The sequence below is a fragment of the Paenibacillus sp. JT31N17 genome (assembly GCF_056269255.1).
Map to the genome: position 1 here is coordinate 623,555 of NZ_JBWDNP010000002.1, position 22,959 is coordinate 646,513.

The following is a 22,959-nucleotide window of genomic DNA, read 5'->3' on the forward strand; positions in this document are numbered from 1 at the left end:
AACAAAATGAAAAACAAATCCCGGAATAAGAAACTGACCCTCGTTACTGCCTGTATCATGCTCATATGCCTGCTTGTAATTGCCGTTGTATTTAGGGATTCCCTCTTTTCCAAACCGGAAAGTCCAGCTTCAGTCCGGCCGCAGGATGACCTGTACGCAGCAGTCAATGGTGAATGGTTAGCCTCGACCGAAATTCCCCCTGAAAAAATTTCTGTAGGCGGGCTTGAAGATATTGGCGGCGATGTAGAAGCCTGGCTCATGGCGGATTTTGCCGAAATGTCACCGGACACTGCCACTTCAAGTGGTTTGCCGGAATTTTTGGAATTTTACGATCTAGCCGCAGACTATACCAAGCGAAATGTGGAAGGTGCGGCGCCGCTGCAGCCATACCTGGAACCCATTGATGCGTTGCAAAACCTTTCAGATTTTAACACGGCACTGCCGGATATCATAATCAGCGGCATGTCTCTGCCGCAGATAGCCTCGCCATTGGTGGTCTATGTGCAGCCGGACATGAAGGATGCGCAGCATAACGCACTGTATATGGATATGCCGAAGTTAATCCTGCCTGATGCGGGCTTTTATGATATGCCGGAGGGAGAGAAGCTGCTGGCAAACTATCGGGAAAACTTGCAAAAGCTCTTGGAGATGAGCGGAAGTACACCAGAGGAAGCCGTTCAAATAGCGGAGCAGACGATTGCGTTTGACCGCTTGCTTAAACCGTATTTTAAAACCGCAATGGAAAACAAGGACGTTTCCGCAGGATATAATCCAATGCCGCTTGATGAACTTACCGCAAGCAGCGAAACCATAGACTTCACGGCGCTGGTGTCTACATTGGTGCCAGAGTCTCCCGCATATGTGGTGCTTAGCAATCCGCGTTTTTTCAGCGCATTGGATGAAATTATCAATGAGGACAATTTCCCGTTACTCAAGGGATGGCTCTACGGGCAAACGGTTTTCGCTGCCGCACCGGCTCTTTCAGAGGAGATGATGGTCACCGCCGATGCCTTTACTAAGCTTTTGACGGGTAAAACAGCGATGGACGATCCCCAGACACTGGCTTATCGCTTGGCTTCTGTCCCCTACGACCAGTTAATTGGCGAATACTATGGCCGAACTTACTTCGGCGAAGAAGCTAAGCGCGATCTGACTAAGTTGGCGGATAATATCCGCTCGGTGTATACCCGGCGTCTGAAAGCGAATGATTGGCTGAGTGAGGAGACTATCGAGACTGCGATTAAGAAGCTGGAGTCCATGAAAATACACATCGGCTATCCCGAGATGCTCAGCCCGGTGTATTCGCAATTGCATGTCAAAGACGGTACGTTGCTTGATAATTATGTCAGTTTAATGCGACTACTTACAGATGACAATCTACGCAGATGCGGACAGAAGGTAAACCCTGACGAATGGATCCTTCCTGCACACTCTGCTAACGCCGCGTATCATCTACTGAGTAATTCAATCAATTTACCCGCGGCAATCTTGCAAGAACCATTCTATAGCCTGAAGTATTCTCCCAGCCGCAATTATGGCGGCATCGGTGCAATCATCGCCCATGAGATCACCCATGCCTTCGATTCTAACGGAGCAAAGTTTGACCAGTACGGCAGTCTGCGTGACTGGTGGACTGAAGCAGACTACAAGGCCTTTCAGGAGCATACCCAAGCTATGGTAGTGCTGTTTGACGGTCTGCCGTATGCCGGAAGTAAGGTGAATGGGGAGCTGACTGTAACAGAGAATGTCTCCGACGCCGGCGGCCTTTCCAGCGCATTAGAGGTCGTTCTGGCGCTGCCTGATGCCGATATAAAGGCTTTTTTTGAAAGTTGGGCCACCATTTGGCGACTTAAAGTGACCCCCGAATTTGAGCAATTGTTGCTTGCAAGAGACACCCATGCTCCTTACAAGTTGCGCGCTAACTTACAAATTCAGAACCTTGATGCGTTTTATGAGGTCTTCGATGTACATGAGGGGGATGGGATGTACCTTGAGCCTGAAAAACGTGTGACGGTGTGGTAAAGCAGTTTTGACATCTCGGTCATCATGGCGGGTATCGTTTGTTGCAGAATTTCATCCAAGCTTCTCTACTGTTCAATGCAGAGGAGCAGAAGGCGCTTCTTCATTCTGCTGTTTTTACACAAGGGGCGGGTATCCTTTTACTGGAGCCTTGAACAATGCAAATTTAAAGAAATACTCGTATTCAAATCAAGAACAACTCAGCACCCTTAATCGTCATTTAACTGGATTCGAAATAATAAGTGGTAATAGTTCACTCGTTAGCGTGTACGTCAAGTCTTTTTTGGCCTTGGCATCCATGATGGTGTGGCTTGCTTAAGTTTGAAGACACGCCCTAATGAATGTACGGAGGAAATTTGAAGAAAATTGGATAGATCAGGTGTGGAACAGTGGTTTCGCTTTGTCTATAATTGCTGTTTTGGATCTATTTAAAATTCAAGTTGTGGAATTTCCAATTTCCAACTCCAAAAGGACTAATAAGTCGTTAAACTCCCATGAAAATTAAATCTCTGTTACTGTGAAAAGACAATAGTACAGAAGACGCCGCGCATTCCTTTTTTAAAAAGGGCGCTCCACCCGAAATGAAGAAGATAGGATTTTGAATAACTAGGAGACTTCCGTTATGGCCACAGAATAACCTAAGTTTTCTAGTCGCCGAACTGCGTACTTTACAATAGATTGTTGCTTCTGTTTGTCAAAATAATCTTCTCCGAGGTCCACGTACATTTCTTCACGTGTTAATAGATAGTTCTGCCTATACCTATAACGCCTGGAATCGACTAACAAATGTTGCCAAAGATACCGGCGAGAATGTAAGTTATAAGTATAACGGAGATGGTCTGTTGGTGGAGCGGACAGAAAATAATACCACGATTCGATATTATTACGATGGGGATCAGGTGGTTGCCGAAGGGAAGGTGACGAATGGTGTCGTCTCCGCCAAGGCCCAGTATATCCGTGGTCAAGGACTGGTCGCGGGAATCGGCAGTAGTGGGAAGTACTACTACATGCAAAATGGGCATGGAGACGTAATTGAATTACGAGACAGCACAGGGAACACCAGCCTGAACCGGTATACGTATGACATATGGGGAAATCCACTGACCACCGTGGAAACAGTCGCGAATCCGTTCCGCTATTCGGGAGAAATGTGGGATCAGACAGCGGGTCTGCAGTATTTACGGGCGCGGTGGTATGATCCGAGTATGGGATGGTTTATTTCGGAGGATACGTATGCGGGACAGATTGATACTTATCGTAGGCTCCCCCGGAGGAGAAGCGACCCTCCCGGCAAATACTGGCCGATGCGATCGGGATAGAAACGGAGAGTTTCGATCTATTCGTGGTGTGTAGAACAGTTTTCGAAGTAGTTTCAATTTTATAATTCGCTTTAAGTTCTCTCGCTACGATCATCTCGCCCCCGCCTCCAAATGACGAATACGGAGACGCTGCATGTCCGGAAATCGCCGTAGGGGGTTTACATGTCAATTTTCATCATAATAGATCATATCCCATCTCTATCGCTGGCAGCGATGAGGTCAGAGGTTCGATCCCCCTAGGCTCCATACAAAGAGACGTCACCACATGATGTGGTGGCGTTTTTTTGTATGGTTTGCCCAGGGGAGATGAACCCCTAATAGTTCGCCCGTGCGGACGGAATGAAGTGAGCAGGCTTCGGGGAAAAGCTTCTAGTGGAGGAGCACGGCGTCTGAATCTACCGCTAAAAGTCCCCGAAGCATAAGCTTCGTCAGCCTGCAATCAGGATTCATACATCCCTTGAGCGGGATGCAGAGGCATGCTGCATCCCATAAAGCTCCATTAATAAATAATTCAAAACCACGTCCTTTGGATGTGGTTTTCTCTTTTTGACACAGGATTTGCAGCTCTTAGCCATGCCTTAAAAAGCACAAAAAGGAAATACACTTGAACAGTCGAACATATTACGATGACGTATCAAAGCGCCGCCATTGACGGCAAGGAACGGTGGTTATGATGACGATACCCATTCTGTCCACTAAACTATATATCCCTCCGCCCCGATTCAGGCTTGTTCAACGCCCCCGCCTGGTCGGGCGTCTGAGTGAGGGGATGCAGCGCAAGCTGACTCTCATCTCGGCTTCCGCCGGCTGTGGTAAAACTACACTTGTCAGCGAATGGCTCGCCGGTTGCCCGCTGCAGGCTGCCTGGCTATCGCTGGATGAGGGAGATAACGATCCTCCATGCTTTCTGGCATACTTTACCGCTGCTTTGCAGACGATTGCACCAAATATGGGAGAAGGCGTGCTTGGTTTGCTCCAGTCCCCTCAGCCGCCAATCCAATCGATTATGACAGCCCTGCTCAATGAAATTACCGCCATTCCGGACCATTTCGTTCTCATCCTTGACGACTTCCATGTTATTGATGCCCGACCTGTTCACGATGCCATCGCTTTTCTTCTCGATCGCATGCCGCCGAATATGCATCTGGTTATCGCCACCCGCGAGGATCCGTGTTTACCCCTGGCGCGGCTGCGTGTCAGGGATCAAGTGACTGAAGTGCGGGCAGCGGACTTGCGCTTTACCTCCCCCGAATCGGCCGAATTTCTGGGACAGGTGATGGGCCTAAGCCTTTCAGCGGAAAATATCGCGAAGCTTGAATCTATCACAGAGGGCTGGATTGCCGGCCTGCAATTGGCTGCAATTTCCTTGCAGGGGCATCAAGATCCCGCCGGCTTCATTGATTCTTTCACCGGCAGCCACCATTTTGTCCTGGATTATCTGGTTGAAGAGGTGCTGCAGCACCAATCCGTAAGCATTCAGACTTTTTTGCTGCGCACATCCATTCTCGACCGGTTGTGCGGCCCTCTATGCGATGCCGTTCTTCGCGGGGGAGTGGGGGAAAACATCGTTCCCACTGCATCCGGGCAGGATATCCTGGAGTTTCTCGAACGCGCCAACCTGTTCATCGTCCCGTTGGACAACGAGCGGCGCTGGTACCGCTACCACCATCTCTTTGCTGATTTGCTGCGGAAACGGCTGCAACAGAGCTTCGCCTCGAACATAGGGGATAATGAAGGAGCAGCTGATGAATTACATAGACGTGCAAGTATATGGTATGAAGACAATAGCCTTCCGATCGAAGCCCTTCACCATGCTGCAGCCGCCAAGGATACTACGCGTGCAGCTCGGCTGGTGGAAGGAGGGGAGATGCCCTTGCTCTTTCGCGGAGCTGTGGCCCCTGTAAGGAATTGGCTGGATTCAAGCCAAAGGAGGAACTCGACGCAAGGCCCTCGTTATGGGTGATGTATGCTTCGGCATTGCTGATGGCGGGTCAGATGACGGGCGTGGAACAGAAACTGCAAGCTGCTGAGAAAGCCCTGCAGGATACGGAGCAAGACGATAAAACCCGGGATATTATCGGACATATTGCCGCCATCCGCGCTGCGCTGGCAGTCAGCAGGCATCAGGCAGAAATCATCATTGCCGAGTCCCGCCGTGCGCTGGAATATTTGCATCCGGATAATTTGGCTGTCCGCACGTCGACCGTCTGGGCGCTGGGATATGCTCACCAGCTCCAGGGGGATCGCGCTGCTGCCAGCAAGGCCTATGCCGAAGCAGTATCGAACAGTCAAAAGATCGGGCATGTAATGATCGCCGTTATGGCTGCACTCGGCTTGGGAAACATAGACGAAACAGATAACCGGCTTTATGCGGCGGCTGATACTTATCGGCGAGTTCTGGATTTGGCAGGTGATCCGCCGCTTCCGGCTGCTTGCGAGGCGCACTTGGGCTTGGCCCGGATTTTTTATGAATGGAACCAATTGGATGCTGCGATGCAGCACGGACAACACAGCGTTCAACTGGCGAAGCAGTTCGAGCATACGGACAGAATCGTTGCAGGTGAGGTGTTTCTTGCAAGGCTGAAGCTTGCGCGGGGAGAGGTGAGCGGGGCAGCGGCTATTTTGGCTAAGGCTGATCATTACGCCCGTCAGCAAAGTTTCGTGAATCAGCTGCCCCATATTGCTGCCGCACAGGTGCTGGTACTGCTTCGTCAGGACAATCTGGACGCGGCTGCTCAGCTGGCGCAGAAGCAGGAGAATCACATTAGCCTGGCGCGGGTACGCCTTGCACAAGGAGACGCGTCCGCTGCGTTGTCGGTGTTGGAGTCATTGCGTGAGCAGACGGAAGCAAAGGGATTGGTGGATGAACGGCTGAAGGTCATGGTTGTACAAGCGGCCGCTATGCATGCCCATGGCCTGAATCCGGCGGCCGTTCGGCTGCTTGCAGACGCTCTGGCGATGGCTGAGCCTGGCGGCTTCATCCGTACCTTTGTCGATGAAGGTATTCCGATGTACAGGCTGCTGCGCGACGCGTCGGCTCATAATATTATGCCGGATTATCTGGGTAAGCTGCTGGCTGAATTTGAAGCGGAGGATCTGATCAGTGAAGTCAAATACAGTCAGCCCCAGGCCTCGTCTGCCAAGCCACTTATCGAGCCGCTGAGCAGGCGGGAGATGGAAGTACTGCAGCTCATCGCTCAAGGACTCTCGAACCGCGAGATTAGCGATCGCCTTTTCATCGCGTTGACTACCGTTAAAGGCCATAACCGGATTATCTTTGACAAACTGCAGGTAAAACGGCGCACCGAAGCTGTAGCATATGCCCGCAAGCTGGGTCTGTTGTGACAGAACAATTTGACAGCTCACACAACAATGACTAAAACCATACTTTAGTATCTATATGGCGTTACCGTACTGCAGCTATACTGATTGCAGATTCAGATTGAGGTTTGGAGGAAGCCCATGAAAGCAATTGTATGCACAAAGTACGGATCGCCGGATGTTTTGAAGCTTACAGAGGTAGAAAAGTCTGCTCCCAGGGACAATGAAATACTGATAAAAGTTCATGCGACAACCGTAACGTCGGGGGACTGCAGAGTGCGGGGCTTCAACAGTCCAATCTTGCTCTGGATTCCAATGCGGATATTTTTGGGCCTAAGAAAGCCAAGAAAACCTATACTGGGGGTGGAGCTGGCCGGGGAGATTGAAGCAATAGGAAAAAATGTAAAACGATTTAAGAAAGGCGACCAGGTTTATGCATTAAACGGGATGCGTTTTGGCGCTCATGCCCAGTACACATGTCTGCCCGATGACGGAGTGGTGGCCTTAAAACCGGAAAATGCGACATATGAGGAAGCCGCGGCTGTGCCTTTTGGGGGAACTACAGCCTTGTATTTTTTGAGAAAAGGAAATATCGGAAGCGGCCAAAAGGTTCTGATCTACGGGGCTTCCGGAGCGGTAGGAACTTCTGCGGTGCAGATCGCCAAATATTTTGGAACGGAAGTTACCGGGGTATGCAGCGCTGCAAATATAGAATTGGTGAAATCGCTTGGGGCCGATAAGGTCATGGATTACACCAAAGAGGACTTTACGGGAACAGGAGAGCGTTATGATATCGTCTTTGATGCGGTTGGCAAAAGCTCGAAATCCCACTGCAGGAAAGCATTGACCCCAAACGGGATATACGTGACAGTTGATGGGCAGGGGATCGTAAAGACCAGTAAGGAGGATTTAATTTTTCTCAAAGAGCTTGTCGAGACAGGGAAAATAAGACCGGTCATAGACAGACGTTACCCGCTGGAACAAATTCCAGAGGCTCACCGCTATGTAGAAAACGGGCATAAGAAGGGAAATGTAGTCATCACGGTTAATCACGATAATAGAGCCTGACCCAAGGCCTCATACAATCAAGAAGCACTGCAGCCCTTCGGTTGCGGTGCTTCTTCATTATTGGAAGTGCCCGCGTAGCTTCAAGCTGGCACTAGTCCGGTCACGAAAGGTGCCGAATGGCGGAATCTGCGGGCATATACGTATATCGGCAATCTGGCTGTTTCCTTTTGCTGCCAAGCATTGTAAACGGGCAATGTTCTTTTTCTCTTCACTCACTTTAATAGTTTTTGAAATCTAAATGTCGGATTCTGTCAACAAAGTTAATCTACTCTCATAAACTATGATATACCAAACCTGTTGCATCATACGACTTAATGAAATATTTTCCTTTCTGTGAATTGCGTTGGAGGTTGATTATTCATGGAGTTTACAACTATTTATAGTTTGATTGATCCAGCTTTATTAATCGTTGTGCATGTTGTTGGATAATTGGCTACATCTCTGAAGCAGACTCCTAAAGTGGCTGACTGGATGATCATCTATATCGTCACTGTTCAAGCGCTCGTGGCTGTTTTCAGCATACAGTGATGGTTGGCTAAGAGCGTTACCCAGGGAATCCTGTGTGGCGCTTTCGCAGTGTATGGCAATCAATGGATCAGGCAAGCGACAAAGGCGGCTGATAAAGATGCAGACTAAAAGCGCGAGTAATGTTAAGGTCATCGACGTGTCCCACCATCAAGGATCGATCAACTGGAAGCAGGTTAAAGCGGCAGGCGTTCAGGGGGTATTTATTAAGGCGACAGAAGGCAAGACTGGCATTGATCTTAAATTTGCGGCCAACGCGGCGGCAGCGGTCGGTGCAGACCTGAAAGTGGGATATTACCATTATGCCCGACCGGAAAATAACAGCCCGGAAGACGAAGCGGCTAATTTTTACCGGAACGTCAAAAGCTGCGTGGCGCACTTCCCTCATGTCTTGGATGTGGAGGGGGAAGCGTCGATTATTGGAGCGGTTAAACTGACCGATTGGTGCGTGAAGTGGCTGCAGGAGGTTGAGCGGCTATCTGGTCACCCGGCGATGATCTATACAGGTGGCAGTTTCGCAAAGTCGTACCTGGGTGCAGCACTCGCCAAATGGCCTTTGTGGGTCGCTCACTATGGCGTTGACAAACCCATGGGAAATCCGACTTGGGGAAACTGGTCCGTATTCCAGTACGCTTCTGACGGCAAGATTGCCGGGATTGCTGGCAATGTGGATATGAACGCTATGGAAAAGGCATTCTTTGATCGCTACACGCTCCCTAATGGCACAATTGAACCGACGGAAACGGACAATATCAAAGTCGTTGTCAATGACAAGCTGGCTGCGTATGGCCGGAACATTGACGGCCATGTCTATCTGCCGCTTAGGCAATTGGGTGAGGCGCTGAGTAAGCCGGTCCATTGGGATAATGCTGCCAAGATGCCGTATATCGACGGCAAGGCGGTTGAGATGTTTAGCCTGATTGATGGCGTGACATTCGTGGGCATTCGCGCCGCTGCCGAGCTGATGGGAGGCGTGGTCTCGTTCGACGGCCAGACCAAAAAAGTTTACCTGTATGATGATGCGGGATGAGGTGTCGTGGCAGTAAATAATAAATATACGAAATCCCCGCCGGCTTCTGCTTGCGGGGATTTTTGTTGTTCACTTTTCACAAACCGACTTACTCACCGTGACAATGACTAACGGGCTTGAAAAAGAGTATAGTCTTCCCAAGGAGCAAGTAAATTCTTTTGTCGCCTGGTACGATGCGAAGGATACGGGGACCGGCTTGTCTCAATATTCGTTCAATAAGACTTGGAATATGAGTCCGTTTACCATCCGAACAGAGAATGTGATCTTTGACAAGATCCTGACTTATAACGTAGATGAATATGACAATCCTGTAGGGGAGTAAAAAAAATGATGACCCCGCTGCCCTGTGGCTGGCGGGGTTATTTTAATAGGGTTTTGCGAGTTCCTGCGAAGAATGAATTCACAGCCCGATCTAGTTGTCGTTAAGGGTTTACGCCAAGGCTATTCGGCCCACTTCCTACGTGAACGGCGGTTATGACGGTATTGGAGTTTCCATCAATGACAGTTACGGTTTCCAGTGACATTTACTTAAACCAAAATTGGATTGAGTGCCCTGAACTAATTGAATCCGAAAAAGAGCCAACAGACTGAATGCCGCTGGTTCTTTTTCGGATTTTTTTTCCCCACAGGTTCCCTGCAACAATATTGCATTCCTTCGTAATCTATCGCAAACTGACTAACCCGCTTGGATTCTGTATTTTGTCCAAACTTGGGTTTCGCTGGGTTACCACGACATATTCAGTTCATAAATCTGAGTTACGATTCCTTTTGTAATAATCTGTTATATAGGAGGAATTGCTTTGAAACATGTATACAGAAAGGAATTAGCGCCAAACAAGGGTGATTGGGCTGTCGAAGCGGGTGGGCTCGTAAAGACTTTTGGAAGCAATCGAGCGGTGGATGGCGTGGATTTGAATGTGCGCGCCGGTACGATCTACGGCGTACTCGGCCCGAATGGGGCAGGCAAGACAACCACAATCAGTATGCTGGCGACCTTACTTCGACCGGACGCGGGATCAGCCAGAATCTTCGGGTACGATGTGGTGAAGGAGTCGCAGATTGTCCGTCAATTAATCGGAGTGACCGGTCAATACGCATCGGTGGATGAGTCACTTAGCGCTACCGAGAACCTCATCATCTTCTCCCGACTGCTCGGGCTAGGGCGCGCAGAGGCACGGCAAAAAGCAGCGGAGCTGCTTGAGGAATTTGGTTTGACAGAGGCCGCGAGCCGTCCGCTGAAAAATTTCTCCGGGGGCATGCGCCGCCGGCTGGATTTGGCGGCGAGCCTTATCGCACAGCCGCCGCTCATCTTCCTGGACGAACCGACTACCGGGCTGGACCCGCGCACACGTGCACAGATGTGGGATACGATCCGCCGGTTGGTGAGTACGGGATCAACCGTGCTGCTGACAACACAATACCTAGATGAGGCAGATCAATTGGCGGACCGGGTAGCGGTTATCGACCGTGGCCGTGTCGTCGCCGAAGGCACTGTGGATGAGCTGAAAGCGTCAATCGGTACCTCGTCGCTGCAATTGAGAGTCCAAAACCCACAGGACATTGAGAAAGCCCGCCAGACCGTAGAACAGGTGCTCAGGGTCAAGTCTATTGTGTCTTCGGAAGCTGCAAGAATTACTGCACCGATGGCAGACGCTGACCGGGTCACCGACCTGCTTATTGCTCTTCGCGCGGCGGGGATTCGCTTGGACGAGATGAGTGTGCAGAAACCGACGCTCGATGAGGTGTTTCTGACCATTACCGGCCATGGGGTGAAGGAGGACACGTCGTCAGTGTCCAATAAATTGAACGAAGCGAAGGAGGCATGAGCATGAGAAGCGCAACAATCAAGCCGGGTGCTAATCCACAACTGAAAAACCACACAAGCTTCAACCAGACGGTACGCAACTCGTTGACAATGGCTTATAGAGGTCTGCTGAAGATCCGCCGAACCCCCGAGCAGTTGTTCGACGTTACGCTTCAGCCAATCATCTTTACCCTGATGTTTACCTACATTTTTGGCGGAGCGATCTCTGGTGATGTACAGAGCTATTTACCAGTCATCATACCGGGTATCCTGGTGCAGACCGTAATTACTACTTCAATCGTTACCGGCGTCCAGCTGCGCGAGGATATGGATAAAGGCGTGTTTGACCGATTCAAGTCCCTGCCTATCGCGCGTATTGCTCCGCTTGCAGGAGCTCTGCTCGCAGATACCGTCCGATATACCATTGCGACTGTACTCACCTTTACCATGGGATATATTATGGGTTATCGACCCGAAGGAGGCCTGGAACACGTCGCCCTCGCCGCGATTCTTGTCATTATCTGCTCCTGGGCAATCAGCTGGATCTTCGCCTTCTTTGGCGTGATTGCCCGTACTGCCTCGAGCGTACAGGGGATATCGATGATTGTGCTGTTTCCGCTCACCTTCCTATCCAACGCGTTCGTGCCCGTCAAGACCATGCCCGATTGGCTTCAGTGGTTTGTTAACATCAATCCGATCTCGCACCTGGTCACAGCCGTCCGGGATCTTGCTAACACGGGAACTATAGGTTGGGATCTTGGCATCTCCCTCATCGGCGCCGCTGTCATTGTGGCGATCTTTGCACCCATTACAGTTCGTGCGTACATGCGCCGGACATAGCAGGACCAGACTTGATTGGAGAGCGCATTGCCGGCAGCGATGGAGTCAGGGGCTCGATCCCCCTGGACTTCACCCATTTATGACATTCAAGGCAGCCTGATAAGGGCTGCGTTTTTTTATTTTACGGATTGCCTGGGGGGGAAAGGAATAAGCTTCCTTTGCTGAACCCATAAGGACAGGGATCATCACCATTTAACGGAGAAGTCATTGCTTTTATTATTTACATACATGCTGTATGTATGTTAACATCCTGCTATACCAATCTAACTTTAATACAAGGGGGAGCCGATTTGAAAATCAACAGTTTCTATCCGGTAATCATGACGAAGAAGGTAGCGGACACTGCGGAATTTTATCAACGGTATTTTGGTTTTGAAGTTGTTTATGAGTCCGACTGGTATGTGAGCTTGCGGACTGGGGGAGGCCAGCAGGGATCGTATGAGCTGGCGCTGCTCGATGCCGGACATCCGACAATTCCCGCCCAATTCCGCAAGAGAGCTGAGGGTGTGATTCTGAACATGGAAGTCGACGATGTGGATGGAGAGTACAAGCGGTTGGTCATTGACGCGAAGCTCACGCTGGAGCAGGATATCCGGGATGAGGAATTCGGGCAGCGGCATTTTATATTGTCTGATCCAGCCGGTGTCTTAATCGATGTGATTGCAGTGATTCCACCTTCCGTGAAAGAGAGCGCCAACTATTCGGAATCCGTGTGGAAGCAGGAGGAGGCAAGGGGCGAGAATGAATGAGCCGACGGCTCTGAAGCATTATTTTGACGAAAGGCTGGCAAGAAGACTGGGAGATCTGATTGCCGGACAATATGCATCGTTTTCGGGCGGCATTCTTTATACAGGAGGTTGCTGGCCGGATACCCCCGCTTGAGCTGAAGGGACGGGTAGCGGTTATCTCAGATGCGCTGCATGATGCTTGGCCAGAGGACTATCCCACTGCTCTTGGTATTTTGCTTGCCATACTCGGGCCTTAGAATGGAAACGGAGGAAGGAATGTTCACAAACGGCTAACGCTGGTGTCGTGGTTGAAGCAGCGGGCATCGGAGGTCGGCGAGCACACAACATGGATTATTCGCAAAGGGCTGCGTACACTGCTCAAGCATGGTGATCGCAGGGCGCAGGAGCCTGTGCAGGAGACGGGAGAAAGCGTATGAGGAGAAATAAAAAAGATACGGATGAGACGATCCATAAGCTGCAGGAAGTCGCACGCCATCACTTTACAAGGCATGGCTACGCTGACAGTTCGTTGGAGGAAATTGCCAAAGACGCCGAGGTCACCCGTGGCGCCGTGTATCATCATTTTGGCAGTAAAAAAGGCTTGTTCCGGGTGGTGCTGGAGCTTGTTCAACGCGAAGTGGCGCAGCGGCTGGAGGAGAAGGCCTCGCTTAGCGATGATTTGTGGGAGCAGCTGTATCAGGGCTGCCGGGCATTTGTGACTGTGGCGACTGAACCGGAGAACAGGCGGATCATGCTTATAGATGGTCCGGCGGTGCTGGGTTGGGAGGAGTGGCGGCTGCTGGATGAGCAGCAGTCTATGCGGCTGCTGCATGGACAACTCGAGCTGATGCGGCAGCAAGGATATCTGAAGCATATCCGGCTGGATGCAGCCACGCATTTGCTGTCAGGCGCACTGAACGAAGCGGCGCTCTGGCTGGCGCAAATACCGGATGCCGAGGATGCTGCCAAAGCGATGGAGGACTGTCTGCAGACGCTGCGCTTGCTGCTAGAAGGTATCCGATAATTCCGGTAAAGACCTTGAATTTCATTGTGAACGTGGTTCGGAATAGTTTGAGGATTTCCCTTGCTGTCAGATTCCGGCGGCAGTCTGGAATCCTGGTTATGAACGAAGAAAAAGGGAATCAGGCGCTTTATGCCGGATTCCCTCTTGTCTGATTTCGATCCTTCTAGTAAACATCCCTGGCGTATCTTTTGGAATGCAGCATTTCCTTCACGTAGGCTTCCGCTTCGGCGTCGTTCATTCCTCCATGCTGCCGGATAATCTGCTTTAGCGCGGAATCGACCTCTTTGGCCATGCTGCTGGCGTCGCCGCAGATATAGAAGTGGGCGCCTTCCCGGAGCCATGCCCATACTTCACTTCCATGCTCGATCAGGCGATGCTGGACATAGATTTTCTCGGGCTGATCGCGGGAGAATGCGGTGTCCAGACGGGTCAGAATGCCATCCCTTTGCATAGCTTCCAATTCCTCTTGAAAGTAAAAGTCCTGGTCTGCCCGCTGCTCGCCGAACAGGAGCCAGTTTTTTCCTTTGGCCCGGGTGGCCTGACGCTCCTGAAGGAATCCGCGAAACGGTCCGACTCCAGTGCCCGGGCCGACCATAATGATTGGCGTATCCGGATTGACCGGCAGACGGAAATGAGCGGTTTTTTGAATGAAAATAGGAACTTCGGCAGCAAGCTCCGCACGGTCCGCGAGGAAGGAAGAGCAGACACCCTTTCGGGTTTTTCCGTTGAATGGATAACGTACGGTTGAAACGGTGATATGAACCTCGTCAGGATTTGCCATCGGGCTGGAGGAAATGGAATAAAACCGGGGCTGCAGCGGCTTGAGTATTCGGACGAGTTCATCCGCGCCGGCAGGCACCGGAAATTCCTGCAATAGATCGACCAGATGACGGCCCCGCAGCCATTCCTTCAGCCGGGATTTATTCTCGTGCTTCAGAAGAGTTTCGAGCTGACCACTGCGTGACCGCTCCTGGACAAATTGAAGAATGGCTGGGGTTATACGGGCAATCTCGAAATGCCGGAGCAGCGCTTCAGCTACGGTAATTTGACCATGGTCTTTTAGCGTGACGATGTCGGTAGGCTGAAGCTGGACCGCATGCAAAATCTCATCGACGGTATCCGGACAGTTGGTTGGCCAGACGCCCAGAGCATCGCCGGCTTCATAATGAAGCCCGGTATTGGCCAGATCGAAAATATAATGGCGTGTCTCTTTCTCGGAGGCCTCTTGATTCAGAAGGCGATTGGCAATCAAACGCGCTTGAAGAGGATGGCTGCGGTCATAGCTTCCTGGAATGACGGTCTCTACCGCCGCCGCCGTTTCAATGCCTTGCTGCTGCGGTAAATAGACGCCGGCCGGAGACGGTTCCCGATCGGCAGAGAAACCGGACTCGATTTCTCGGGAAGCATATTGGTTCAGCGTGTCCGCTACCGCATTGATCCATAATTCCGCCCGTTCCTGATAATCGGTGTCGCATTCGACGAGTCTCGTCATCCGCTGGGCTCCGAGCTGCTCGGCACGGGAATCAAGATTGCGTCCGAATCCGCAAAACGAATCATAATTGGAATCGCCGAGCGCAAGTACCGCATAGCGCAGTTGGGACAAACGGGGCGCGTTGTCCGCCCGGAGTGCCTTCCAGAAGCTCTCGCCGTTATCCGGCGGATCGCCTGCCCCGAATGTGCTCGCAACGAACAAAACAATGCGCTCTGCTGATAAGTCTGCAATTGAGTAAGCATTCATATTAACAAGACGAATATCATGACCGGCGGCCTGCAGCTTCTTGGCTGCATCATTGGCCGCCTCCTCCGCATTGCCTGTTTGCGATGCCCAGACCAGGGTGATAAGCGGCGTTGCCTTCTCTGCAGCAGGTGCCGCGGGCCGTTCTAAAGTTGCCACCGTCGAAGCGGAAGGAGTAATTTCCGTTTCCGGAAGATAAGTGCGGGAGAACATGCCCGCCAGCATGCCGTCCAGCCAGAAACGTTTGCTTTGGTCAAGCGGAGCTGTCGGAGGCAGGACAGGGATACCCGAAGCCGTTCTCGATTCGTCAGTCCGCAGACTCGTCATGAATCCGGCGAGATACATTTTTTCATGGTTGTCGAGTATGACAGAAGCAGATGAATCAATGCCGAGGATACTGGAGAGCGTATCGACTTTGGCCATATAAACTTCCTCCTTCTGAATATCCGGTTGAATATTCGCTTCGTTTGCAGCTTCGTTGAATCGGGCTTCAGTGTCGGGAGAAACGGAGATTTCACCAGTTGGTTGGACGGCAGCGCGGACAAGCGATACTGCACAATATTTAAATTCAGGCTGATAGGATACCGGATCAATGGCATCATTAGTGACGTCGTTGATGGCAAGATGGCCGCCAAACAGATCATTCCAATGAAAAGGGGCAAAACAATTTCCCGGACGTACCCTGTCGGTTACGACCGCCGGCAGAATGGCCAACCCTCGTCGTGATTGAATCTCAACACGGTCCCCGCTGTTTATGCCCATGAGCTCCGCATCTTCCGGATGAATTTCGATAAAAGGACCCGGGTTCAGCTTATTGAGCGTTGGGATCTTCCCGGTCTTGGTCATGGTATGCCATTGATGCTGCAGCCGCCCCGTATTGAGCACAAAGGGATATTCACTGTCAGGCATCTCTGCCGGAGGCAGATAGGGTCTTGCCAAGAAAATGCCTTTTCCGTGCTCTGTCGGGAAAACGATCCGCGGGCGGCTGTTGTCTTTATTCTCTTTCAGCGTCTGGCTGATTCCATTATTCAAGTAACGGATGGGATTGCGGCTATAGGCGCCATCCGGAGCGATTGGCCACTGCAGGGGCGCTTCGCGCAGCCGCTCGACGGAAGCGCCGCGAATGTCATAGCCGGTCTTGGGATTCCACATCTGCTGAATTTCCGCGTAGACCTCCTCCGCGGAAGCGTAGGAGAAGGCGGAGGAGTAACCCATCTGACAAGCGACACGGGCGATGATCTGCCAGTCCGGCAGCGCTTCTCCAGGCGGATTCACCGCCTTCTGCATCAAGGTCAAATTGCGCTCCGAGTTGATCATAACGCCTTCGCCCTCCGACCATAAAGCGCCGGGAAGCATAATATCCGCGTATCGATTGGTCTCAGTATCCAGAAAAGCATCCTGCGTAATGACAAGCTCGGCAGTCTGCAAAGCCGCGATGACGTTCTTCCGGTTGGGAACGGTAGCAACCGGGTTCGTGCAAATAATCCAGCATGCTTTGATGTCCCCGGCCTGCATACTTTGGAACATGGATACGGTCCCGGTTCCAACTTCCGTTCGGATCGTTCCGCGCGGTACGCCCCACATATCCTCCATAAAATGCCGCTCGGCCTCGACAAGCACGGAACGCTGCCCGGGCAAGCCTGGCCCCATATAGCCCATTTCCCTGCCGCCCATCGCATTCGGCTGGCCGGTGAGCGAGAAGGGCCCGCTGCCGGTGCGGCAGATGGCTCCGGTCGCCAGGTGCAGATTGCATATGGCGTTCGTATGCCACGTGCCATGCGTGCTTTGATTAAGACCCATCGTCCAGCAGCTTATCCATTCGGGCGATTCGCCGATCCAGCGGGCGGCCTGGCGGATATCGGCTTCGGGAATCCCTGTTATCGCTGATACCTTCTCAGGAGGGTAATCCTCCAGGAAGCCGGGCATGCTGTCCCAGCCGGAGGTGAATTCGGCAATGAAGGCAGGATCCGTATGGCCATTCTTGACGATTAAATGCAGCAAGCCATTAAGCAGGGCCAGATCGGTTCCCGGCTTGACCGGCATATATAGGGATGCTTTGTCCGCAGTCGCATTGCGGCGCGGATCGACGACGATCAGCTTGGCTCCGGCCTTGACCCGGTCCATCATCCGCAGGAACAGAATGGGGTGGCAGTCGGCCATATTGGCGCCAATGACGAAGAACAGATCGGCGTGATCCATATCCTGATAAGAGCCGGGCGGACCATCTGCTCCGAGTGACAGCTTATAGCCGCTTCCCGCGCTTGCCATACATAAGCGTGAATTCGACTCGATGTTATTCGTGCGCACGAAGCCCTTGGCCAGCTTATTGATGAGATACTGCGATTCCAGGGACATTTGGCCCGAAACATAAAAGGACAGTGCGTCGGGGCCGTGTTCATCGAGGATGGCCCGCAGCCTGTATGCCGTCTCTCTAATGGCATCGTCAATACCGATTTGGCCAGGTTCGGCCAGCCGACCCGGACGCCGATAGGCATATTCCATACGTCCCGATTCCGTGATAGCTTGGGCGCAGGTATTGCCTTTCGTGCAGAGCCGGCCGAAATTAGCCGGATGATCCTTGTCGCCTTTGACTTTGACGACACGGTTATCAGCTACCTCGAGCACAATGCCGCAGCCGACACCGCAGTAGGGGCAGACGCTTTTCACTTGTTTTGTTGTCATTAAGGTTCACCAGCGTTGGCGTGCTTGGCACGCATATTGGATTCGTATCGTTCATAACGGATGATATCTGAATAAGCTTAAATATATATCGCACTACGATCTAAGTCAAGGATTTAATGTCATGATATATAACATGATAAGACGGAATGGTTTGAATTGTGTCCGTTATATTTATTTAAAGTAAACTTATATGACATTCGGAATATCCGGAGTCCGTAAATTCAGAAGCCGGTTGATTGTCCAGGATCAAGGAATGCTATAAACTATAGGTATTCTGTCAGATAGGGGCCGGCCATGAACAAGAAGCGATTGCCTAAACATGTATATGAGCAGCTGGCATTATTCCGGTATCGAATCCGCAAATTCATTCGTTTCAGCGAGGAAGCGGCGCGAAGCAAGGGACTCACCCCTCAATATCACCAGCTTATGCTGTCCATAATGGGGTTTCCCGAGAGAGATTATGCCACTCCGAGGGAGCTGGCAGAGCGCCTGCAAATCACTCCACACGCTTGTCTGGAGCTCATCCAGCGCTGCGAGGAATTAGGATATGTGCAGCGTTTCCCGAACCAGCAGGATAAGCGCAGCATATTTATCCGTTTGACGCAATATGGAATGGGACTCCTGGAGGAATTGTCGGAAATCCATAGAGATGAGTTGAAGAGAGCGGGGCTGCTTGAATTTCAAAATGACGAGGCCCGTCCGGAATCATCGGATTGAACCGCCCCGGCAGGATGAATAAGCGCGCAAAAAACGAAAGGAGGAGCGGCTCTCATTGCCGCTCCTCTTCGCGATTTCCGGTAATCCGCCAAGCTATTGATTAACCGGTATGTTAAAGCTGATGGTCGTGCCGCGATCGGGTTCGCTTGCGATACGCAAGCCCTTTCCATAGATCTGTTTTAATCGGCGGTGGGTATTCGGCAGGCCGATTCCGCCGCTCGGAACATTCGTTTGCGCAATTATTCGCTGACGGGTTTCTTCATCCATTCCCACTCCGTTGTCCACGATCGAGATTTCTGCGAACTGCCCATCCAGCTTGACGCGAATTCGAATTTCACCACCCGATTTGCGGCGCATGAGTCCATGCCGGACGGCATTTTCGACAAGCGGCTGGAGTGATAAAGGAGGAATCATCAAATCCTGGGCCTCATCCAGCTCCCAGGCAACCTGGAGCCTCTCCCCGAAGCGCTCCTTCTCGATATAAAGATAGGAGCGGACGAGCTCAAGCTCATACTCCAGAGGAACAACCTTCTCCACATTTCTGTATGCGAAGCTGGTCCGCAGAAAATGGCTGAATGCTTCAAGCAGCTTGCGCATCCGCGGCGTATCGAATTCGCTGAGGGAGGCAACCGAATTAAGCGTATTGAACAGAAAATGAGGCTGAATTTGCGCTTGCAGCCATGCAGCTTCCATCCGCATTTTGTCGCTGACGGATTTCCTGAGTGTGGTTAAAGCCTTCACGCGCGATCTTAACTCCATGGTATCTACCGGTTTCGTCACATAATCGTTGGCGCCGGATTGAAAGCCTGCTTCGATATCCTCCACGCGCGCACGCGCCGTTAGAAGCAGAACGGGAAGCTCGGCTGAAGAGAAGCGTTTACGGATCGCAGCGCACAGCTCGTAACCGGACATCCGCGGCATCATGACATCCGCGATAACTAAATCCCATTCTCTTGAATTCAGAAGCGTCAACGCTTCCTGGCCGCTTGTAGCGGTTAGGATATCGTATTTATGCAGGGAAAGGGCGCCGACGAGAATGTTCAAATTGGTCGGATCGTCGTCAACGGCCAGTATGGAGGGCCGATCGGCGCTGAATGCCGGTTCTGGCTTGCCGTCCCCGTCCCCAACGGCAGGCAGCGCAGCGGCTGTTTCTGTATATGCGGGCATCAGGGTCTCGCTTGGTCCGTATGCAGCCATCTCATATAAGGGCAGGGAGAAGGTGAAAGTCGAGCCTTGCTCCGGCACGGAAACGACGCTCAGAGCTCCCCCATGCAGCTCCACGAGCTGCTTGCAGATGCTGAGGCCAAGCCCGATTCCGCTTGTCGGGCCGGCGCTTCCGAATGGTCCTTGCTCGTAGGGCTGGAATATTCTCAAGCTCGTGTCATGATCCATTCCACTGCCGGTATCGGTGATATGGATATAGGCAAACCCGTCCTTCTCGCGGGAAGAGATTGTAATGCTTCCTTCATCCGTGAACTTCACCGCGTTATGCAATAAATTAAATAAAATTTGAATCAGACGGTTCTCATCGGCGGCGACAAGAGGGAATGCATCGGGAATGTCATTGATCAAACGAAGACGCTTGCCCTCGACCATAAAACGGATCATGTCCATAACGCCGGAAGCGATTGTCTGAACGGGAAGAGCAGCCGGCTGCAGCCGGATACTGTTCTCTTTCAGACGTGTAAAATCAAGCAGGTCATTCAGCAGAAATGACATGCGTTTGCCGACCGATATCAGCAGCTTCATATTCTCTTTGCTGCCCGCGCGGTCCTGGTCTTCATTATCTACGATGGTCTGGGCGATGGTCAGGATGCCGTGAAGCGGATTCCGCAGTTCATGCGAGGTATTGACCAGAAAGTCATCCTTCTGCTTGTCGGCTTTCTGCAGCTCGACGGCGAGCCGGGCAGTCTGGGCAGAGCTTCGCAAATAGCTTCTGAACCAATATGCACAGAAGACGATGATAGAGACAACCATGTCCACCGGATAATAGCCGAAACTCATCCATCCCACAACTTTGGCAAAGCTCCATAGAATATTGTTCATATAGCCGACCATCCCGAGAAATAAATAAATGGCGTCAGGTTCACCTCTCTGGACCGAACGCCAGGCAAGGAACGGAACGCTCAGGAATGGAATGATCACAGTTCCGACGTTGAGCATATCCAATTGAAGCAATAGAGCCGCTGGAGCAAACAGAATGAAAACCGAGAAAGCCGCGGAGAACCAGGCGTACCATTGGAAAAACTTTATTTTCGCCTGCGGAGCGACAAGCTCCCTGGCATATTGAAGCAAAAACACCGCAACGCCGAGATAGGACCAATTATTGAGCTTTGTTGCCCATTCGAAGTTGATCGGCAGCCAGGTGAGAATGATTTTATCGTCTACGATCAAGATGCTTATAATGCCGCACAGAAGCATCAAGTTGAAATAAAACAATGCTTTTTGGCGAACACCAAAAAAATACAGTATGCAGGTATAGACGGCATGAAGCAGAAAAATCAGACAAACAGACAATTGCATGCCGATGGAGAAATCCGTTTCTTTGCTTACCGCAGCTTGAGTTCCGAACTTAATTGAGGTATTGATCCCCCCATAGAAGGGATTGTGAAAATTGGCAACCTGGATGACGATTTCGATCTCATCCGAGCTTGTCATAAAAGACGCATTATAGGGGACATTCTGTGCGATGTACTGCTGGGCTTGATCTGCCGGTTGTCCGGACTTGGCCAGTGATCGTCCGTTCACGAACAGCTCGGATGCCGATGAAATGTCATTCAATCTCAGGCTATAGATCTCATCCTTGTCCGGATCAATCAGGATGCGCAGACGGTAGGAGCCAAAGCCGAAGGTTGATTCGTTATTCGGTGATGCGACTGTTCCCCAGCTGCCGGGTACAGAGAGATAGGAGCTGTCCGGAAGACTTGTATTCAAGCCGGAAGCCTCGTTATAAATCCATTTATTGGGGTAAAATTCCCATTGTCCGTCCAGTGTCAGGGGGCGATTCGCTGCAATATCCCATCCCCGCAAATCCAGACGGCCCTGGACAGCCCCGGGATGCGGCGGCGGGGTATACACGACGGACCAGACCAGACGTATGCTTATAAGAATCAGCAGAAACAAACCGGTTATGAGCAGAACTTTTTTAGTATTCATCATCGTAAAGCCTATAGTTCGACAAAAATTGCGGTTTTCCTGCATATGTTAATTGCACTTCACCTAACTAATAAGCTTTGCTATCTCAACGGGTTGGAAGCTGTGCTTTTTTCCGCACATATTGCATACCAGCTCGATGGATTGGTTGTTTTCACAGGTATTTTTCAATTCTTCCTGGCCCAAGGCATACAGCATGGGATAAAAAAGTTCTTTGGAGCATTCACACAACAACTGTAGGGGTTCAATGCTTATAATTTCAAGATCATCAAACAGCATATGCGGAAAACCAGTAAAAGCTATACTGTTTTCTGAAGCTGTAAACCGGCATTGATGATCGGAAATGACATTTCTGATCTGGTGAAGAAGATGGGCAGGCGCACCTGGAAGCAATTGGGCCATAACCCCTCTGCTTAGTACGATCTCATTCTGATCATTAAACATGACCGTTAACGAGAAGAAAGAAGGAGTTTGCTCGCTTTGTTTGAAATAATGAGAAATATCATCCACAATATTGGCATAAGGCATGTCTGTAATCCCAGTAAATATATGATTCATTCCTATATCCTTGGTGATTTGAATACAACCGTTGCTGCCGATTAATTGCTCGATTGATAATTGATTAAAATATTCCGCAGGAGCATTTAATAATTCATCACTCAAATATCCGCGTATATTTCCAGAAGAATCTGCATCTGCAAAAATAGTATAATGGCGATTGCTGGTTTTCACTTTTAGACTAATCCTTTGGCCGTCCTTTAAAATTCCGGATAGCAGGCTTGTTGCGGATATAGTTCTGCCAAGCGCGGTTTTCAGGAGTTTATTGCAATTTGATTGATTGCAAGCCACTTGGATCAAACCGGTATTCTCAACAAACAGAATCAAAGCCTGTTTATTAAAGGCCAATGTTTTTATTAAATAATTGTCCATTTTCATCGAAATTCTCTCCTTCCCCTGCAGGTTGATTTACTTTGTCACTGCTTAGTATAATTCC

At 50.9% G+C, this 22,959-nt stretch carries 15 protein-coding genes; 12 read left to right on the forward strand and 3 right to left on the reverse strand.

Annotated elements, in window-relative coordinates; genetic code table 11:
- Positions 1–6: 6 nt before the first annotated feature.
- From AC0YOB_RS10260 to AC0YOB_RS10310, 11 genes are all read left to right on the forward strand, one after another.
- On the forward strand, positions 7–2,022 hold the full coding sequence (locus AC0YOB_RS10260; protein ID WP_475792753.1) for a M13-type metalloendopeptidase: 2,016 nt from the start codon (positions 7–9) through the stop codon (positions 2,020–2,022).
- A gap of 842 nt (positions 2,023–2,864) precedes the next feature.
- Positions 2,865–3,338, forward strand: a complete 474-nt coding sequence (locus AC0YOB_RS10265) for an RHS repeat-associated core domain-containing protein (protein ID WP_475792754.1) — start codon at positions 2,865–2,867, stop codon at positions 3,336–3,338.
- 670 nt (positions 3,339–4,008) lie between these two features.
- Positions 4,009–5,301 (forward strand): winged helix-turn-helix domain-containing protein, encoded by a 1,293-nt coding sequence (locus AC0YOB_RS10270; protein ID WP_475792755.1) that lies wholly within the window; start codon positions 4,009–4,011, stop codon positions 5,299–5,301.
- Between the two features lie 41 nt (positions 5,302–5,342).
- Positions 5,343–6,683 carry a LuxR C-terminal-related transcriptional regulator gene (locus AC0YOB_RS10275; protein ID WP_475792756.1) on the forward strand — a complete coding sequence of 447 codons (1,341 nt, stop codon included), beginning with the start codon at positions 5,343–5,345 and terminating at the stop codon, positions 6,681–6,683.
- A gap of 117 nt (positions 6,684–6,800) precedes the next feature.
- A complete protein-coding gene (locus AC0YOB_RS10280; protein ID WP_475792757.1) occupies positions 6,801–7,727 on the forward strand; it encodes an NAD(P)-dependent alcohol dehydrogenase in 927 nt (308 codons plus the stop codon).
- Between the two features lie 625 nt (positions 7,728–8,352).
- Entirely contained in the window at positions 8,353–9,282 is a 930-nt protein-coding gene (locus tag AC0YOB_RS10285; protein WP_475792758.1) for a GH25 family lysozyme, read from the forward strand.
- An 800-nt stretch (positions 9,283–10,082) separates the two neighbouring features.
- A complete protein-coding gene (locus AC0YOB_RS10290) occupies positions 10,083–11,108 on the forward strand; it encodes an ATP-binding cassette domain-containing protein (protein WP_475792759.1) in 1,026 nt (341 codons plus the stop codon).
- 2 nt (positions 11,109–11,110) lie between these two features.
- Positions 11,111–11,926 carry an ABC transporter permease gene (locus AC0YOB_RS10295; protein WP_475792760.1) on the forward strand — a complete coding sequence of 272 codons (816 nt, stop codon included), beginning with the start codon at positions 11,111–11,113 and terminating at the stop codon, positions 11,924–11,926.
- A 290-nt stretch (positions 11,927–12,216) separates the two neighbouring features.
- Positions 12,217–12,675: a VOC family protein gene (locus AC0YOB_RS10300; protein ID WP_475792761.1), complete on the forward strand. Its 459-nt coding sequence runs from the start codon at positions 12,217–12,219 to the stop codon at positions 12,673–12,675.
- On the forward strand, positions 12,668–12,808 hold the full coding sequence (locus AC0YOB_RS10305) for a hypothetical protein (protein ID WP_475792762.1): 141 nt from the start codon (positions 12,668–12,670) through the stop codon (positions 12,806–12,808). The genes AC0YOB_RS10300 and AC0YOB_RS10305 overlap by 8 nt, the downstream gene beginning before the upstream one ends.
- A gap of 279 nt (positions 12,809–13,087) precedes the next feature.
- Positions 13,088–13,678, forward strand: coding sequence for a TetR/AcrR family transcriptional regulator (locus tag AC0YOB_RS10310; protein WP_475792763.1), 591 nt, complete (start codon positions 13,088–13,090; stop codon positions 13,676–13,678).
- Positions 13,679–13,841: 163 nt separating this feature from the next.
- Here the strand turns inward: AC0YOB_RS10310 and AC0YOB_RS10315 are convergent, their stop codons facing one another.
- Positions 13,842–18,095: a sulfite reductase subunit alpha gene (locus AC0YOB_RS10315; RefSeq protein ID WP_475792764.1), complete on the reverse strand. Its 4,254-nt coding sequence runs from the start codon at positions 18,093–18,095 to the stop codon at positions 13,842–13,844.
- 294 nt (positions 18,096–18,389) lie between these two features.
- Here AC0YOB_RS10315 and AC0YOB_RS10320 point away from each other — a divergent pair, with 294 nt between their 5' ends.
- A complete protein-coding gene (locus AC0YOB_RS10320) occupies positions 18,390–18,812 on the forward strand; it encodes a MarR family winged helix-turn-helix transcriptional regulator (RefSeq protein ID WP_475792765.1) in 423 nt (140 codons plus the stop codon).
- 93 nt (positions 18,813–18,905) lie between these two features.
- On the opposite strand, the gene AC0YOB_RS10325 is transcribed toward AC0YOB_RS10320, so the two are convergent.
- Positions 18,906–21,968: an ATP-binding protein gene (locus tag AC0YOB_RS10325; protein ID WP_475792766.1), complete on the reverse strand. Its 3,063-nt coding sequence runs from the start codon at positions 21,966–21,968 to the stop codon at positions 18,906–18,908.
- Positions 21,969–22,031: 63 nt separating this feature from the next.
- Entirely contained in the window at positions 22,032–22,901 is an 870-nt protein-coding gene (locus AC0YOB_RS10330; protein ID WP_475792767.1) for an Hsp33 family molecular chaperone HslO, read from the reverse strand.
- Positions 22,902–22,959: the final 58 nt, after the last annotated feature.

Excerpts from the sequence above, each read along its gene's own strand:
- AC0YOB_RS10260 (WP_475792753.1), top strand. The coding sequence starts at position 7 with ATGAAAAACAAATCCCGGAATAAGAAACTGACCCTCGTTACTGCCTGT.
- AC0YOB_RS10270 (WP_475792755.1), top strand. The coding sequence starts at position 4,009 with ATGATGACGATACCCATTCTGTCCACTAAACTATATATCCCTCCGCCC.
- AC0YOB_RS10280 (WP_475792757.1), top strand. The coding sequence starts at position 6,801 with ATGAAAGCAATTGTATGCACAAAGTACGGATCGCCGGATGTTTTGAAG.
- AC0YOB_RS10285 (WP_475792758.1), top strand. The coding sequence starts at position 8,353 with ATGCAGACTAAAAGCGCGAGTAATGTTAAGGTCATCGACGTGTCCCAC.
- AC0YOB_RS10295 (WP_475792760.1), top strand. The coding sequence starts at position 11,111 with ATGAGAAGCGCAACAATCAAGCCGGGTGCTAATCCACAACTGAAAAAC.
- AC0YOB_RS10305 (WP_475792762.1), top strand. The coding sequence starts at position 12,668 with ATGAATGAGCCGACGGCTCTGAAGCATTATTTTGACGAAAGGCTGGCA.
- AC0YOB_RS10310 (WP_475792763.1), top strand. The coding sequence starts at position 13,088 with ATGAGGAGAAATAAAAAAGATACGGATGAGACGATCCATAAGCTGCAG.
- AC0YOB_RS10315 (WP_475792764.1), bottom strand. The coding sequence starts at position 18,095 with ATGACAACAAAACAAGTGAAAAGCGTCTGCCCCTACTGCGGTGTCGGC.
- AC0YOB_RS10320 (WP_475792765.1), top strand. The coding sequence starts at position 18,390 with ATGAACAAGAAGCGATTGCCTAAACATGTATATGAGCAGCTGGCATTA.
- AC0YOB_RS10325 (WP_475792766.1), bottom strand. The coding sequence starts at position 21,968 with ATGAATACTAAAAAAGTTCTGCTCATAACCGGTTTGTTTCTGCTGATT.
- AC0YOB_RS10330 (WP_475792767.1), bottom strand. The coding sequence starts at position 22,901 with ATGAAAATGGACAATTATTTAATAAAAACATTGGCCTTTAATAAACAG.